Genomic DNA, 15,196 nt, shown 5'->3' on the forward strand with positions numbered 1-15,196 from the left:
CAAGCGCTGAAGATCGAGGCAGGAGCACAGCGATTTACGGACCTTTCCCTGTGCCGCCACGACGCAACGCGCGATCTCATGCGTTGGACACGATTCGGCAGTGCGCGCTTGTTCAGTACCGGTGACTTGCCCAGCGCGATTTCCTCCAGCACACGCGCATTGCTAAATCCCGCCCAGGGTATTGCGCAGCCCGTGATGCGCACCGGATCGCGGACCGAGCGCACGACCGATCGCCATCACCGTCCGTGCTGGATCGGAAGCGAACTGTCGGCCCTGCGCTCGGCTCGACTGCGCCTCGCGCGTGGGGGAGTGGCTGCTCGCGTACTTATGAAGTAACGGGCGCTCTAGTGCCACTCGAGTAGTGGAGTGCGCGCTGTTAATGGTGGGAGGTCGTCTGGAGCGACTGGACGCGATATTAGGAAGCCTTGCGCGATGTCACACCCCAGCTCGCGCAACAATCTAAGTTGACACGGACGTTCGACACCCTCAGCCGTGACCTTGAGACCGAGCGCATGAGCGGTGTCGATGACACCCCTCACGAGGAGCGCGTCGGCGGCAGAGGTGTCGATGTTGTCGATGAATGACTTGTCGATCTTCACGATGTTCAAAGGAAGATTGCGCAGCATGGCCAGTGAGGAGAATCCCGTGCCGTAGTCGTCTAGGGCGATACTTATTCCAGCGTCCCGCAGTTGCTGGAGTTGCCCGATCGCTCGCGGCAAGTTGGTGATCGCGGCACCCTCGGTGATCTCTACTTGAATTAGGTCTGGGGGAACGCCGTGCCGGGCCAGGGCGCTCAGGAGTTCGGAAACAACACGGCGAGTCGCGAGCTGTACGGGGGACACATTGATCCCAACGCGGCGCGGCACGCCGGCATCTAACCAGCGCCTCGCTTGCATGCAAACCTCATTGATTACCCGTAAACCGATCCGGTGAATGTCGCCGGAAAGTTCCATAATCGGTATGAATTCGGCTGGCGAAACCATGCCCAACTCTGAGTCCGTCCAGCGCAGCAACGCTTCCACTGTGGAATTGTCACCGCTCACCAGGTCCAGTTGCGGTTGATAGTGCAGCGTGAAGCGGCGGGTTTCGAAGGCGCTCGGAAGACGCCGGCGGATGAGCGCGTTCCGCGCAATCGGCGCCGCCTCGTCGTGCCCATCCAGCCGTGCGACCTGTCGTTTTCCGGCCTGCTTCGCCTTGAGCATCGCTCCGTCTGCATGTCGGAGCAAGGCTTCCAGCCGGGTTAACTCCGGCTCCGCTGGCACATCACCGGGCATGGCAATGCCAACCGACGCCGACAAGTGCAAGATATTGCCGTCACAGTCGAACGGGACCGAAGACCCCGCCACCACACGGTCAGCGACGGCGAGAGCCTGCATTTCACTCACGCCGACGAGCAGAATCGCGAATTCGTCCCCGCCGAGGCGGGCTAAAACGTCCGCTGGACGGATGATGCGCCCTAGCCGTTCGGCGAACCCGGCCAGGACCTCATCTCCTGCTCGGTGGCCGAAGGTGTCGTTGATCGCTTTGAAGCCGTCGAGGTCGATGTAGAGGACGGCGATTCCCGCCAGGTTTGCGTTTCCTCGTGCGAGTGCTTCGCCGCGCTCCCCCAAGTGGCGTCGGTTTGGAAGTCCGGTCAGAGAATCATGCAAGGCTGCATGGCGGAAGTCTGCTGACAGTCGTTCGAAGATCTGTGACACCGACACAACTCGTGGGCCATCGTCGGTGACGACGAGCACATCTCGATGCCTGCTTCCCTCTGGCGAGTCAAGGATATGTTGGGCGGCGCTCGCGAGAGCCATAGATCCAGGCAGGGTGAAGGAGTTCGCGGGCAGCATTTGTACGGCAGTCGATCTAGCGTGCAGCCCTCGTCCGTAGCCGAGGCGCCCGGTCAGGGCGTGCTCCACCTGTTCGCGGGTGAGGAGCGAGTAGATGCCGTTCTCGTGAATCACTAGAGATCGAAGGTTCCGGTCTGCACGGAATAGTCGGTCTATCTCGGTCACCGGAGTGGCGGCTGGTACCAGTTTGGGGCTGGTCGCCAAGTCGGCTAGGCGCAGAACGCGCTCGACGCGGCCGAGATCGGTGTCAGAAGCAATGCTCATATTCAATCAGTACTTGATCGATGGACGGCGTAGCGAACCGACCTGCCGCTGTTTCCACACTGTTCAGTTCACGTAGGCACCCCCAGTTCGACCGCGATCCTGGCGGCTGACCTGGCAATTCGAGCGAGCCCCTGAGCGTCTACTGACGGAGGTTCCCCACGAGCACAAGGCTCCGGAACGGGTCATCATTCCCGATCGGTGAATGCACCCGGGTGACCGGATCAGTTGGTGTTGGGGACGGCGATGACTTTGCCGTGAAGCCCTCCGTCGGCGGCCAGGGCGTGGATCCCAGGGAGTTCGCTCAGTGTGACTCGTTGGGTGATGCTGACGGTGAGTTCGCCGCTGTCGACGAGGGCGACCAGCTGGGCCAGTTCGTCCGTGTCGGGGCGGACGAAGACCCCTGCGGTGCGCACACCTCGGGTGTCGTCGCCGGGGGTGGTCATCCACGCGGCTGTGGACACGACGATGCCGCCGTCACGGACGATATCGACAAGCGCTGTGAACTCCTCGTCGCTGAGCGGTGCCAGGTTGAACAACACGTCGACAGGTTCGGAGACCGAGTCGAGGACGCGGGCGCTGGTGTGGTCGATGACCTGGTCAGCACCGGCTGCCGCCACGGCGTCGTGGCTGCGGGAGCTCGCGGTGGCAATGACGTAGGCGCCGGCACGCTTGGCGAGCTGGATGGCGTATCCGCCTACCGCTCCACCGGCACCGGTGATCAGAACTCGCTGGCCATTCGTGAGCTCGCCAAGGTCAAAGAGGCCCTGCCAGGCGGTGAGCGCCACCGATGGGAACGCGGCCGCGTCAGCCAAGGGGATAGTCGACGGTGCTGAGACCAGGACGTCTGCAGGTGCGACGACGTACTCCGCGGCCGAACCATCCGCGCCCATCGGCAAGAAACCAACGACGGCGTCGCCGACCTGGAACGCGCTGACACCCTCACCGAGCGCAGCGATGGTGCCCGAAACGTCGTAGCCGGGCACGTGCGGCAGGGAGACGGGGAACGGCAGCGTACCGCTGCGGATGCCGGAGTCGGCGGGGTTGAACGCAGAGCCGGACACCCGGACGAGGACTTGGCCCTCCGCGGCGGAGGGCTGGTCGGCGTCCTCGAAGCGGAGGACTTCAGGGGAGCCGAACTCGTGGAAACGCACTGCCTTCATGATGATTGTCGCTTTCTTCAGAGGTTTTTGCTTCGACGTCGAAGCAACTGAGAGAAACATAACATTGCTTCGACGTCGAAGCAAGTATGCTGGGGAAATGCCAGAAACAAAGCCGTCATTGGACCCCGTCGAGCTCAGCGCGTACTTCGCGTTCACGGAAGTGAGCAGTCTGATCCGCCATGCGGTCGAACAGCAATTGATGCAGGCGGGCCAGCTCAGTTACGTGCAGTTTCAGATCCTGGCTCGGCTCGGCGACTCACCGAGAGGTAGCCAGCGGATGACAGATCTGGCCGATGGGGTCGTCTATAGCCGCAGCGGGCTGACCCACCAGGCGGGACTGCTCGAGAAAGCCGGCCTGGTGACCCGGGCACCCTCGGTTGACGACGAACGAAGTGTCACACTCACCATCACCCATGCGGGGCGCTCGGTGTTGGCCGATGTCTTCCCAGGACACATCGAGGTCCTCAAGACCCTGTTCTTCGCCCCACTCAGCCACCAGGACGTAGGAGCCCTCGCCGAGTCGCTGACCGCGGTGCGCGATCACCTGCGCGCGACACCACCCCGGTCGGCAGCACCACGGCGCCGCAAGACTGATCGTTGATTCGCGGGAATTGTGAGTAGCTTGGGTGCAGTCCATCTGGAAAGCGGTGGTTTTCTGGGACTCGATGCAGGCCGGCGGCACGTGGCTTCACCCGCTGCCGACGGGCCGCCTCGATGTTAGGCACCCGTCGCAGGCGAGTTTCTCTTCGACTGGGTATTTCGCGATCCGGCCGGACCCACTAGGTTCTAGCCATGACCAACGGATTCGCGCGAGTTGCTTTCGTCATAACTGCTGCAATGGCGGTTAGCGCACTGGCCGGATGTTCGTCCTCTGGCTCGGCTTTTGCCGGCACCTGGGGGCACGGCGGCGAGGGTGAGCCGTCTCTGACTATCGAGGCGGACGGGTCGTTTTCCGGCACTGACGGCTGCAACCCGCTCGAGGGCAAGGGCACTGTCTCCGGCGACACCTTCACCTTCGGTCCATTCGCATCGATCACCCAGGCGTGCGAGGGGGTGACGCCATGGCTCAACCTGGCTGATACGGCGAAGGTCGATGGCAACGCGCTTACCGTTTATCGGTCGGATGGCACAGAGATCGGCACCCTGGACAATGACTGATCAGCATCCCGACCCGCGCGGCGGGTCTCGTTTTCGATTGCGGCAGGATGAGAATATGACTGAGGTTCCCCAGCCCATCGCAGAGCTGTACCGCGATCTGCACCGCCACCCGGAACTAGCTTTCCAGGAGACCCGCACCGCCGGCATTGCGGCGGACCGTTTGCGGGCCGCGGGCTACGACGTTCTGGAGGGAATCGGCCGCACCGGTGTCGTTGGCGTGCTCCGAAACGGCGATGGCAAGACCGTGCTCCTGCGCGCCGACATGGATGCCCTTCCGGTGGAGGAAGACACCGGACTGGATTATGCCAGCACGGTTGACGGGCTCATGCACGCCTGTGGCCACGACGTGCATGTGGCGAGTTTGATCGGGGCCGCCGATCGACTTGCGCAGACCCGCAATGAGTGGGCAGGCACGTTGATCGCGCTCTTCCAGCCAGCCGAAGAGAGCGGTGGTGGCGCACAGGCGATGTTGGAGGACGGCCTTTACGAGAAGGTGCCGGTCCCGGATGTGGTGTTGGGTCAGCACGTCGGTCCTGCGCCAGCGGGCGCAGTCGGCGCGCATCCTGGTCCAGCGTTCGCAGGCGCCAACAGTATCGACATCACGGTTTATGGACGCGGCGGGCACGGCTCCCGCCCGGAGACGACCATCGATCCGATCGTATTGGCAGCCGCAATCGTTCTTCGGTTGCAGACCATCGTCGCTCGAGAGGTAGCGCCGCAAGAGACAGCAGTCGTCACGGTTGGCCGCATCGTCGCCGGAACGAAGAACAACATCATCCCTGACACGGCGACCCTCGGTCTCAGTGTTCGCGCGTTCACCGAGGATGTGCGTGTCCGGATTATCGACGCGATCGAGCGCATCGTGAGTGCCGAAGCCGCGGCCTCCGGTGCGCCGGAGCCACGAATCCACTACGCGGAGTCGTTTCCCGTGCTGGTCAACGACGTCCGCGGTGCGGAGCGCACCAACGATGCATTCCGCGCTGCCTTCGGCGGCGCCAGCGTGCTCGATCCTGGAGAAGTCAGCGGCAGCGAGGACGTCGGACTGCTCGCAATCGCAGCGGGTGCGCCGCTCGTCTACTGGATCCTCGGCGGAGCCGACACCCCGTCATATCTGGCTGCCGCTGCCGCAGGCACCCTGGACCGCGATGTGCCATCCAACCACTCGCCACACTTCGCGCCCGTTATCGAACCGACACTCACACGAGGCATCGAGGCGCTTGTCACAGCGGCGCGGACCTGGCTCTCACGTGACCGTGAACGATCGATTCAGGGATGATTGTTGCGCCACTCGTGGTCTAGGAGCGCGTATTGATACCCGTCGACCCACCCAAGTTCGGCGTGCCAGGAGTCTTGAATTCCATGTTGCTCTCGGCGCATTCCCGCCTTTTCGAGCACTCGCACCGAGGCCATGTTGTCGGCGTTGCAGCTAGCCATGACCCGCCGAAGGCCGAGCCTGTCGAATGCTGCGCACAGAAGGCCTCGGGCCAAGTCGGTGCCGAATCCCCTCCCCGCGCAGTCGGGCTCAAGCATGTAGCCCATGACGCCTTGGGTGCGTTGGGGCATGCCTGGCTGCCCCATGCCGTCAACGAGGTCGAGGAAACCCATCCCGACAATCTCGCCATCACACTGGGCGACGCACGAAAAATCTGTGTCGCTGGTCGGAATGCTGAGCCACTCCTGTCGAAATGTTTCAGGCTCGACGCGGGTGCGCAGCATGAAACGGTTTACGACCGGGTTGTTTCGCAGCGCAAGTATCTGCGCGAGGTCGTCTGATCGAACGTCTCGGAGGAGCAGCGCTCCACTAGAGGCAGGCCAAGGAGAGGTAAGCACTCGCATATTTTGGCAGAGTGGTCAGCGAACGTGGCCAACTAGAAGCTATCCTGTCTGGACTCCCGCGGGCACTTCGCGAGTCAGTCGTTCACAAACCTTTTACAAACTGGCACTGTTTTCGGACCGTCCAGTAGTCACGAGATGTTGACTGTCTTGGCGACCTCCGACGCGGCCTGAGCAGGCGTGAACTCCGTGGTATCGATGACGTGGGCCTCTTTGCCCAACCAGGACTGGAAGGCCTCGGCGTAGGGGGAGAGGTAGCTGAATCGAAACGAGGAGGGGCCCATCACGGAGTCGTCCTGAATTCGTTTCCGGAGGGTGCCTTGATCGGCGTGGAGCACGAAGTGATGCACTGGAATGTCGTAGGAGGCCAAGCCCTGGCTGATTTCCCGCCAGTAGGGCTCGACCAACACAGTCATCGGCATCACCAGAGTGCCACCGGTGTAGTCGAGGATGCGGCGAGCCGTCTCGACTACGAGGGGCCGCCACGGAGGCCAGTGCTGGAAGTTATCCGTCTTAGGTAGCCCCGGGTAAACGTCCATGAGTGTTTCGCCGACCTTCTCGGCATCAAACACACGGGAGTCGGCGATGAGCTGCTGCACGAGAGCAGCGGTCGTCGTCTTCCCGACGCCATGCGTGCCGTTGAGCCATATGATCATCGGCCCATGCTAGCGATACCGCTTCCACGCGCCCGAAAGCCGGCCCATATCGCGCGGAGGCACCGAGGTCAGTGACTACGTCCGGCTCATCGCTTCCTCATCGGCCGCAACATTCTTCTGCACGGCGAACTGGGTCCGGTGCAATTCTTCGTACCGCCCGCCCATAGCCAGCAGTTCCTCGTGCGTACCGCGTTCCACGATCGAGCCGTCCTCGACCACGAGGATCAGATCTGCGCTGCGGATGGTGGAGAGACGGTGCGCGATGACCATCGCGGTGCGTCCCTCGAGCGCCTCGCTGAGCGCCGCCTGCACGGCGGCCTCAGACGTCGAGTCCAGCGCCGCGGTCGCCTCGTCGAGGATGACGACGCGCGGCTGGGCGAGCAGAAGCCTCGCGATGGTCATCCGCTGGCGCTCGCCGCCGGACAGCCGGTAGCCACGCTCGCCCACCATGGTGTCCAGCTGGTCCGGCAGGGACCGGATGAGCGGCTCGAGCCGCGCACGGCGCACGGCGTCCCACACCTCGTCGTCGGACGCCTCCGGCCTCGCGAGGCGCAGATTGGAGAGGATGGTCTCGTGGAACAGGTGGCCGTCTTGCGTCACCATGCCCAGGGTGTGCCGCATGGAGGCGAACGTGACATCGCGGACATCCGTGCCTGCGAGGCGCACGGCACCGCTGTCGACGTCATACAGGCGCGAGAGGAGTTGCGCAATCGTGGACTTGCCGGCGCCCGACGTGCCAACGAGGGCAACGGTCTGCCCCGGCTCGATCCTGAAGGACACGCCGTGCAGCACCTCCTCGCCGCCGCGGGTGTCCAGCGTGGACACTTCCTCGAGAGAGGCGAGGGACACCTTGTCGGCGGATGGGTAGGCGAAGCGCACGTTGTCGAACTCGACGGACACCGGGCCTTCGGGGACGGCGACGGCGTCGGGCTTCTCCTTGATGAGCGGGTCGAGGTCCAGCACCTCGAAGACGCGCTCGAAGCTGACCACCGCGCTCATGATCTCCACCCGTGCGTTCGCGAGGCCGGTGAGCGGCGCGTAGAGGCGGGTGAGGAGCAGCGCCAGGGTGACCACGTCACCGGTGTTCAGCTGGCCGGCGAGTGCGAGGGTGCCGCCGAGGCCATAGACGAGCGCGAGGGCGAGAGCGGACACGAGCATGAGTGCGGTGAAGAAGACGAACTGCAGCATCGCGGACCGGACCCCGATGTCGCGCACGCGGGCGGCGCGCACGCGGAACTCCTCGGCCTCCTCGTCGGGCCGGCCGAACAGCTTGACGAGGGTGGCGCCCGGTGCCGAGAAGCGCTCGGTCATCTGCGTGCTCATGGCGGAGTTGTGATCGGCGGCCTCGCGGCGCAGCGCGGCGAGGCGGCTGCCCATGCGGCGCGCGGGGACCAGGAAGATGGGGAGCATGATCACGGCGAGAACCGTCACGAGCCACGACGTGCTGAGCATGACGATCAGGGTGAGGATCAGCGCCACGAGGTTCGTGACCACGCCGGACAGCGTGCCGCTGAAGGCCTGCTGAGCGCCGATCACATCGTTGTTGAGGCGGCTGACGAGGGCGCCCGTGCGGGTGCGGGTGAAGAACGCGATCGGCATCTTCTGCACGTGGTTGAAGACGGCGGTGCGGAGGTCCAGGATGACGCCTTCGCCGATCCTCGCCGAGTACCAGCGCGTCACGAGTGACACGCCGGCGTCGGCCACGGCGACGAGGGCGATGACGACGGCGAGCCGAACGATCGTGCTGACCGCGCCTTGGGCGACGATGACGTCGACCACCTGGCCGGCGAGTACCGGCGTCGCGACCGCGAGGAAGGCTCCCACGGTGGAGAGGGTGATGAAGATCAGCAGCTTGGACCGGTAGGGCACCGCGAACGTCAGGATGCGCCGCACCGACTCGCGGGAGAAGCCGTGCTTGCCGTCTCTGGCACTCGAGATCTTGTAGAGCGAGCTCCAGGCCGCGCCTTCCATGCTCATTGAGGTTCCTTCCGTGGGCAACAGTCCAGCTTAGATGCCGGTTGCCCGAGCTCGGTTCCCTCACGCCTGTCGTCCGTCAGTCAGTCTGAGACGCCCGCGTGGCAACCTACTCGCGTTAGGCCGGTTCTTCGGATGCCACGATTACCGTGATCCCTGCTTCCCTTGCGTCGAACATGACTGCAGCGGGCACACCGCGGGTGGTGACGATCGTGTCCAGGTCTGTCAGCTTGCCAAATCGGTGAGCGGCCGTGCGTTCGAACTTGTCGGGGGTGGCGACCAGCACAACGCGCCGCGCGCATTCGATGGCGGCCCGCTTGACTTGAGCATCTCCCCATCCGGCTACAGTGAGACCGGTTTCCGGGTCGGCTGCGCACGCGCCGAGGATAGCGAGGTCAAACCTCATCGCCCGAACCGCTTCCGCTGCACCCGGTCCCGTGAATGCCAGGTCGCCGTGCCCGACTACGCCTCCCGGCACGATCACTTCGTTTCCCGGCTTTCGGGCCAACGCAGCGGCAGCATGTAGCGATAGCGCCATGGCAGTGATGCCAAGGCCGGAGAGTTCTTCCGCAACGGCCAGCGCCGTCGTGCCGTTGTCGATGAGCACGGAATCACCAAGCGAGATGAGGCCGGCGGCCGTTCGAGCGAGCATCAATTTGTCCGCAGCGTCAGCGCTGCGGCGAATCTCGAACGGATACTCTGCCCCGCGTTGAGGCACGGGTGCGGCACCACCCCGAACGCGTCTCAGGGCGCCTTGCTCGGACAGTTCCACTAAATCGCGCCGGATGCTGACGGCAGAGGCACCCGTGAGGGTGACCAGATCGTCGACGGAGCGAGCGCCGGAGTCGACGGAGCGAATGATCAATCGCTGGCGTTCTGATCGTTGCATGTGATCATTCTAGATCGTACAGTGCTCGCTATGACAACGACAGGCACAGCATCCAGAGCGGCTCCAGCGGGTGTGGGAATCATGTTCGCGAGCAACGGGGCCGTCTTCGCAGCGCTGCTCCCGTGGTACCCCCTGCTCTCCCAACGGCTGGACCTTGGCGCAGCAGAGTTCGGCTTGATCGTGGCAGCTTTCGCTGTCGGCGCGATTGCTTCATCGGCTCTGCCAACACCGCTCATAGCTCGATTCGGGGCGATACCGGTAGCCGTGTTCGGCACGGCCCTCGTGGGCGTCACGGTCGCCGCAGCCGCGTGGGCTAGCTCGAGCTGGATGCTCGCGGTGACCATTTTTCTCATCGGCTTCTTCGACGCCATCGTGGACGTAGCCCAGAACATTGCCGGCATCAGAGTCCAAGATCTGGCCGGGCGCTCCATCCTTTCGTCGATGCACGCGCTGTGGAGCCTTGGCGGAGTCGCCAGTGGCGCCATCGCCACCCTGGCCGCAGCCGGAGGGGTCGACGTGCGAGTCTTCCTCGCGGTGGCTGGAGCAATGTGTTTCCTGCTCGTCATCGCGGGCGGTTGGTTGGTCGGGCCCGCTGCGCAGACGCCAGTGGCGACGACCGCGGATGCCGCTCGCCCGCGTGGGGGACTGAGACTCGCCTTCGTGGCCGCATTGCCGCTTATTGCAATCGCGATCTGCGGGACGATGCTGGAAGACGTCGCTAACAACTGGGCGGCTATGTCAGCGGTGCAGATCGGAGGAATGCCGGTCGCCCTCGCCGGCCTCGCGTTCACCGTCACCATCGGCAGCCAGTGCGTAGGTCGATTCTCAGGCGATCTGCTCATCAACCGTTTCGGACGGGCTGCAGTCGCACGCGCGGGCGGGTTCCTTATCGCGGCGGGAGCGCTGCTTGTCGTCAGCACGCACGACCAGGTCGTGACGCTGCTGCTCGGCCTCGCGATGGCCGGCTACGGCTCCGCCACGCTCGTGCCCAGCGCACTGACCGCTGCCGCCGCACTCCCTGGAATCAGCGCGGGCGCCGGGGTCACTCTGGTCAGTTGGCTCATGCGGATCGGATTCCTCGTCACCAGCCCCCTCATTGGCGGCCTAACAGAAGCCACCGATCTCAGATGGGGCCTCTGCGTGCTGATGGTGGTCGGAGTGGTGGTCATTCTTCTCGCACCAACTGTCTCGCGGTCAAGGAAGACGATGCCCTAGACGCGCACTGTTCCACACCGCACACCGTCAAAAAGATCGACTCGCCCACGCTTGAGGAGTACGAAGATATGAAACGAGAACTTGCGCCCCGCACGCTCCGACTGGCACGACGAACGCCGCTCTCTCAATGCCTCGCACGCGCTGGTGTCGCGATCAATAGTGCAGCCACCACCATTGCTGTTATCTGGTCGGCAGCAGCTGAGACGGCTTCTGTTGCTTGGTTTGCAGCTCAGTCCAATGACTCCCGCTACGAGGATCCTCGGTAGGTCAGCGCCCGCCCGGCCTTGAGAATTCCTTGCATCTTGGCCATGTATGCGCTTACACTCTGAACGTGCCTAGCGCGCCTCAGATGGGTCCGGTCATCCGGTGATCGGTCGCCCGGCGCCGACGCGGTCAAAGACGACACGAAGGAACACGCTGTGAAACGAACACCGAAGTTTGCCGTGCTGTGCGCCGCACTGGTGGCGGGAACGCTCATCATCGCGCCGAGCGCCACCGCCGCCCCCGGCGCACCGACGGGGCCCAACGAGAAAGGTCCCTCCGGAGACATCTCGGTCCTACAGGGGTATGCCGTCGACACCTGGGCCTCGCTCGACGCCATGACCGAGAAGAAGACCGGGCTGCCCGCGGACAAGCTGCAGGGCGACCTGTCGGAGCCGAGCGACAACACTAGCCCGACCAATATCGGCGGCTACCTGTGGTCGGTCATCTCGGCGCGTGACCTGGGGATCATCAGCAAGCAGGATGCCTTCCATCGCATGAAGACGACCCTCAAGACCCTCGAGCGAATCGAGCGGCACGAGCCCAGTGGCATGTTCTACAACTGGTACTCGCCGCGCGACGGTCACAAGCTCACGACCTGGCCGGGCAGTGGCGACCCCGTCGACCCGTTCCTGAGCTCGGTCGACAACGGCTGGCTCGCCGCGTCCTTCCGCATCGTCGCCGAGGCTGAACCCCGTCTCGCCCGATCGGCCGATGCGCTGTACGCCAGTATGGACTTCGGCTACTTCCACGATCTGGCGGGCGGAGCGAACGCCGTCAACGGCGCCGGGCTCAATCGGGGCGGTTTCTGGGTGACACCCCCTCCCGGCTGTAACGTTCCCGGCAACTACGGCGACGACGGCTCTGAGCTCTACTACACCTGCCACCACTACGACACGAGTGTGAGCGAAGCGCGCATCGTGAACTACCTCGGCATCGCCAACGGGCAGATTCCCGCTGAGGCCTACTACGGCACCCTGCGCACCATGCCCGATCAGGGCTGCGACTTCGCCTGGCAGGAACAAAAGCCCACCGGCGAAACGCGGGAGTACCTCGGGGTGCCGGTTTACGAGGGCGTCTACGAGTACCGGGGAATGAAACTCGTACCGGCCTGGGGTGGCAGCATGTTCGAGGCGCTGATGCCCGACCTGCTCGTGCCCGAAGCCGACTGGGGGCCGCAATCCTGGGCCGTGAACCACCCGGCGAGCGTGCGCGCCCAGATCGAGCACGGTCTCGACGAGGCCGGCTACGGCTACTGGGGTTTCTCCCCGGCGAGTGACCCGTTCGACGAGTACGCCGAGTACGGAGTCGAGGGAGTGGGCATGAGCGCCGACGGCTACGCCTCCGACCGGGAGCGAACCAACGTTGATGCCGGCTACGAGGGATGCCGCGAGGCCAGCAAGCCGAACCCCGAGTTCGGCGATGGCGTCGTGACGCCGCACGCATCATTCCTCGCCCTTCCCTATGACAAACCGGCCGTCCTGAGCAACCTCGCGGGCATCAAGAACGACCTGGGCGCCTACGGCCCCGGCGGCTTCTACGACGCCGTCGCGACGCAGAGCGGAACCATCGCCGACCGGTATCTCTCCCTCGACCAGTCGATGATCATGGCCGCGATCGCCAACGAACTGCTCGACGACCGGCTCAAGGACTACTTCGTCGACGACGCCTTCGAGGCGGCCGTGCGTCCGCTCGTCGGAGCCCAGGTCTTCGGTTCCAGGCTGGAGTAACCGCGCCGCCGCGCCCCGCCACCGCGGGGCGCGGCCGCCGTTCAACGGAAGCGTGAGCGCTCGAATCCAACGACCTGCAGAGTTCACCGTGCCGTCGATGTCAGCGAGCAGGGAACGATCTGCTCGGCAGAGCGATCAGTGACAGCAGCGCCGTGAGAGCGAATGCGAGGAGAACGATCCACATCACCGCCGAGGTGCCGGATGCGCCAACGATCACGCCGGCCACGAGAGTGCCGGCGCCGACTCCGAGTGTCATGGCGCTGACGACCCAGCCATTCGCTTCGGTGAGCGCAGCAGGCGGGCTGAGCTGCGAGATGCGTTCGAAGACCTGGCCGAGCGTGGGTGGGAGCATCAGCCCGGAGATTCCCGCGGCGACGACGTAGGCCCAGGTGGGAAGCGCGGTGACGGCGAGCGGGAGATACCCGACAGCGAGCAGGATGCCGCACAGGGTGAGCAGACGCTCTGGCGTGGAGCCGAGTGGCCGGATGCCGACGACGGTTGCGCCGATCAGGGCTCCGACGGCGTTCACGGCGAGAATCCACCCGGCCAGCCCGGCGTCGGCTCGAGCTGCCTCGGAGGCGGTCGCAACGATGGTGAGCGCTCCGACGGGAACGCCGATGCCGAACGTGAATGCGGCGACCCGCGCTACGGCGGGGTTAAGAATGGGCGACCGGATGCCGTTGTGAGCGGCGACGTCGCCGCGCCGCTGTCTCGAGGCAGCTTGAGGGGCGGGGTTGAGGATGAAGGCGAGCGCGCCGATGAGGCCGAGCCCGCCGGCGAACAGCAGGTTGCCGACCGGGCCGAAGACGGCGATGCCGGCGACGGTGAGCAGGGGACCGAGGATGAAAATGATCTCCTGGGCGCCAGCATCCAAACTGAAGGCTGCTTTCAACTGGGGGCCGGGGCTCACCAGCCGCGGCCACAGCGCGCGAAGCGCCGGCTCGAGCGGCGGCGTGAAGATTCCCGCGGCTGCCGCAAGTGCAACCGCCGCACCCGGTGCCGGGTCGAGCGTCAACGCCATGCCGGTGAACGCCAGAAAGCTGAGGATGCCGCTGACGGCGAGAACGGCGACCTGGCCGATCCGGTCGATGAGCCTGCTGAGAAGCGGCTGTCCCACGGCTCCGGCTACGACGTAGACGGCCGTGATGAGCCCGGCGAAAGCGAAATCCCCGCTTGTCGAATGGACGAGCTGCACGATCGCGAGAGCCGCCATCGCGCCGGGGAGCCGCCCGAGGAGGGAGGTGAACAGCAGATACCCCGTGTGCCGGGTGCGGAGCACGGAAACCATTGGGTAGGACGAGCTTGTCATACAAGCCAGTCTGACATAGACATGATTTGATGGTTCCATGACAGTTCTGCAGGGGCGCATCACTTCACGGCCGGGAATTCCGCTTCGGGTCGAGGTCTACGACCGGATCGCCGGGGCGATCCGTGCCGGTGCTTTGCCACCGGAATCCTTGCTCCCCAGCGAGAGCGAACTGGGCGAGGCGATGGAGGTCAGCCGCACCGTCGTGCGAGAAGCGCTGCTCCTGCTCGAGGAGGACGGCCTCCTCCGATCACGCCGAGGAATCGGTCGGGTCGTCTCCGTCGCTCAGCCGGCCGCGGGCTTTGAGCGCCTGCGCCCGATGGAGCAGATTCTCTCAAACCGATTTCATGATCTCTCTGTGAGCCGCACCGAGGTGACGCTGCAGCGGGAATCGGCGTCATTCATCGCCGAGGGCCTCGGCATCCCATCGACGGCATCGAGTCTGTTCATCGAGTCCGTGCTGACCAGCAACGGCGACCCCGTCGCTCTGGTTCAGGAACACCTGCCGGCGGGGGAGAACCTCCACGCTTTCGGTACGCGGGTGCAGCGCCTCGTCGAGAACATCGATCGAGAGCGCACCTGCCTTGGCTCTCTGGCGGCAGAGCTCGGGCCGACCTTCGGCATCGGCCGCTCGGAACTGGCTGCAGGCACGCCGGGAGTGGTTCGTGCGAAGCTGCTGAAGATCCGGCCCACCTCGCCCGTTCTGATCGTGACGCAGACGGTTCGCCTGGGCTCCCGGCCGTTCTACCTGGCCAAGGTCGTTCTCCGCCCAGAGGCGGGACCGCTCGAGATCAGCCACTCCGCGGGACGAGGGCACCTGTCAGCGTGAGGTGAGTTCCTGAGGTCCGCTGGCCGTACCGAGGGAGACGGGCGCTCTCGGTAGAGCGTGATAGTGTCTTGAAGACAGTAAAATTC

Annotated in this window: 13 protein-coding genes; 6 read left to right on the forward strand and 7 right to left on the reverse strand. The window is 64.7% G+C overall.

Annotated features, from left to right (window positions below):
- Positions 1-344: 344 nt before the first annotated feature.
- Positions 345-2,099 carry a putative bifunctional diguanylate cyclase/phosphodiesterase gene (locus CTB96_RS20915; protein WP_110126793.1) on the reverse strand — a complete coding sequence of 585 codons (1,755 nt, stop codon included), beginning with the start codon at positions 2,097-2,099 and terminating at the stop codon, positions 345-347.
- Positions 2,100-2,320: 221 nt separating this feature from the next.
- Positions 2,321-3,259 carry an NADP-dependent oxidoreductase gene (locus tag CTB96_RS10100; protein WP_181397224.1) on the reverse strand — a complete coding sequence of 313 codons (939 nt, stop codon included), beginning with the start codon at positions 3,257-3,259 and terminating at the stop codon, positions 2,321-2,323.
- Here CTB96_RS10100 and CTB96_RS10105 point away from each other — a divergent pair.
- The 3 genes from CTB96_RS10105 (at position 3,258) to CTB96_RS10115 (ending at position 5,693) form a co-directional block, all read left to right on the forward strand.
- Positions 3,258-3,860 (forward strand): MarR family winged helix-turn-helix transcriptional regulator, encoded by a 603-nt coding sequence (locus CTB96_RS10105; RefSeq protein ID WP_248283325.1) that lies wholly within the window; start codon positions 3,258-3,260, stop codon positions 3,858-3,860. The two genes, CTB96_RS10100 and CTB96_RS10105, sit on opposite strands and share 2 nt — an antisense overlap.
- A gap of 191 nt (positions 3,861-4,051) precedes the next feature.
- Positions 4,052-4,417, forward strand: a complete 366-nt coding sequence (locus CTB96_RS10110; RefSeq protein ID WP_110126795.1) for an META domain-containing protein — start codon at positions 4,052-4,054, stop codon at positions 4,415-4,417.
- 55 nt (positions 4,418-4,472) lie between these two features.
- A complete protein-coding gene (locus CTB96_RS10115; protein ID WP_110126796.1) occupies positions 4,473-5,693 on the forward strand; it encodes an amidohydrolase in 1,221 nt (406 codons plus the stop codon).
- Here the strand turns inward: CTB96_RS10115 and CTB96_RS10120 are convergent.
- The 4 genes from CTB96_RS10120 to CTB96_RS10135 form a co-directional block, all read right to left on the reverse strand.
- Positions 5,684-6,253 carry a GNAT family N-acetyltransferase gene (locus tag CTB96_RS10120; protein ID WP_110126797.1) on the reverse strand — a complete coding sequence of 190 codons (570 nt, stop codon included), beginning with the start codon at positions 6,251-6,253 and terminating at the stop codon, positions 5,684-5,686. The two genes, CTB96_RS10115 and CTB96_RS10120, sit on opposite strands and share 10 nt — an antisense overlap.
- A gap of 128 nt (positions 6,254-6,381) precedes the next feature.
- Positions 6,382-6,906 (reverse strand): DEAD/DEAH box helicase family protein, encoded by a 525-nt coding sequence (locus tag CTB96_RS10125; RefSeq protein ID WP_110126798.1) that lies wholly within the window; start codon positions 6,904-6,906, stop codon positions 6,382-6,384.
- A gap of 75 nt (positions 6,907-6,981) precedes the next feature.
- On the reverse strand, positions 6,982-8,883 hold the full coding sequence (locus tag CTB96_RS10130; RefSeq protein WP_110126799.1) for an ABC transporter ATP-binding protein: 1,902 nt from the start codon (positions 8,881-8,883) through the stop codon (positions 6,982-6,984).
- A gap of 115 nt (positions 8,884-8,998) precedes the next feature.
- Entirely contained in the window at positions 8,999-9,769 is a 771-nt protein-coding gene (locus CTB96_RS10135) for a DeoR/GlpR family DNA-binding transcription regulator (protein ID WP_110126800.1), read from the reverse strand.
- Positions 9,770-9,850: 81 nt separating this feature from the next.
- Between CTB96_RS10135 and CTB96_RS10140 the strand changes: the two genes are divergently transcribed.
- A complete protein-coding gene (locus CTB96_RS10140) occupies positions 9,851-10,984 on the forward strand; it encodes an MFS transporter (protein WP_110128419.1) in 1,134 nt (377 codons plus the stop codon).
- A gap of 419 nt (positions 10,985-11,403) precedes the next feature.
- Positions 11,404-12,975, forward strand: coding sequence for a glucoamylase family protein (locus CTB96_RS10145; RefSeq protein WP_110126801.1), 1,572 nt, complete (start codon positions 11,404-11,406; stop codon positions 12,973-12,975).
- A 100-nt stretch (positions 12,976-13,075) separates the two neighbouring features.
- Here CTB96_RS10145 and CTB96_RS10150 read toward each other — a convergent pair whose 3' ends face one another.
- Complete coding sequence (locus tag CTB96_RS10150) at positions 13,076-14,284, reverse strand: MFS transporter (protein ID WP_181397225.1); 1,209 nt, start codon at positions 14,282-14,284, stop codon at positions 13,076-13,078.
- Between the two features lie 37 nt (positions 14,285-14,321).
- Here CTB96_RS10150 and CTB96_RS10155 point away from each other — a divergent pair, with 37 nt between their 5' ends.
- Positions 14,322-15,110 (forward strand): GntR family transcriptional regulator, encoded by a 789-nt coding sequence (locus CTB96_RS10155; protein WP_110126803.1) that lies wholly within the window; start codon positions 14,322-14,324, stop codon positions 15,108-15,110.
- Positions 15,111-15,196: the final 86 nt, after the last annotated feature.

The organism is Cryobacterium arcticum (genome assembly GCF_003185895.1).
Taxonomy (GTDB): Bacteria; Actinomycetota; Actinomycetes; order Actinomycetales; family Microbacteriaceae; genus Cryobacterium; species Cryobacterium arcticum.

What these genes read in the sequence shown, in the direction of transcription:
- CTB96_RS20915 (WP_110126793.1), bottom strand. Translation starts at nt 2,099, where the DNA reads ATGAGCATTGCTTCTGACACCGATCTCGGCCGCGTCGAGCGCGTTCTG.
- CTB96_RS10105 (WP_248283325.1), top strand. Translation starts at nt 3,258, where the DNA reads ATGATGATTGTCGCTTTCTTCAGAGGTTTTTGCTTCGACGTCGAAGCA.
- CTB96_RS10100 (WP_181397224.1), bottom strand. Translation starts at nt 3,259, where the DNA reads ATGAAGGCAGTGCGTTTCCACGAGTTCGGCTCCCCTGAAGTCCTCCGC.
- CTB96_RS10110 (WP_110126795.1), top strand. Translation starts at nt 4,052, where the DNA reads ATGACCAACGGATTCGCGCGAGTTGCTTTCGTCATAACTGCTGCAATG.
- CTB96_RS10115 (WP_110126796.1), top strand. Translation starts at nt 4,473, where the DNA reads ATGACTGAGGTTCCCCAGCCCATCGCAGAGCTGTACCGCGATCTGCAC.
- CTB96_RS10120 (WP_110126797.1), bottom strand. Translation starts at nt 6,253, where the DNA reads ATGCGAGTGCTTACCTCTCCTTGGCCTGCCTCTAGTGGAGCGCTGCTC.
- CTB96_RS10125 (WP_110126798.1), bottom strand. Translation starts at nt 6,906, where the DNA reads ATGATCATATGGCTCAACGGCACGCATGGCGTCGGGAAGACGACGACC.
- CTB96_RS10130 (WP_110126799.1), bottom strand. Translation starts at nt 8,883, where the DNA reads ATGAGCATGGAAGGCGCGGCCTGGAGCTCGCTCTACAAGATCTCGAGT.
- CTB96_RS10135 (WP_110126800.1), bottom strand. Translation starts at nt 9,769, where the DNA reads ATGCAACGATCAGAACGCCAGCGATTGATCATTCGCTCCGTCGACTCC.
- CTB96_RS10140 (WP_110128419.1), top strand. Translation starts at nt 9,851, where the DNA reads ATGTTCGCGAGCAACGGGGCCGTCTTCGCAGCGCTGCTCCCGTGGTAC.
- CTB96_RS10150 (WP_181397225.1), bottom strand. Translation starts at nt 14,284, where the DNA reads ATGACAAGCTCGTCCTACCCAATGGTTTCCGTGCTCCGCACCCGGCAC.
- CTB96_RS10155 (WP_110126803.1), top strand. Translation starts at nt 14,322, where the DNA reads ATGACAGTTCTGCAGGGGCGCATCACTTCACGGCCGGGAATTCCGCTT.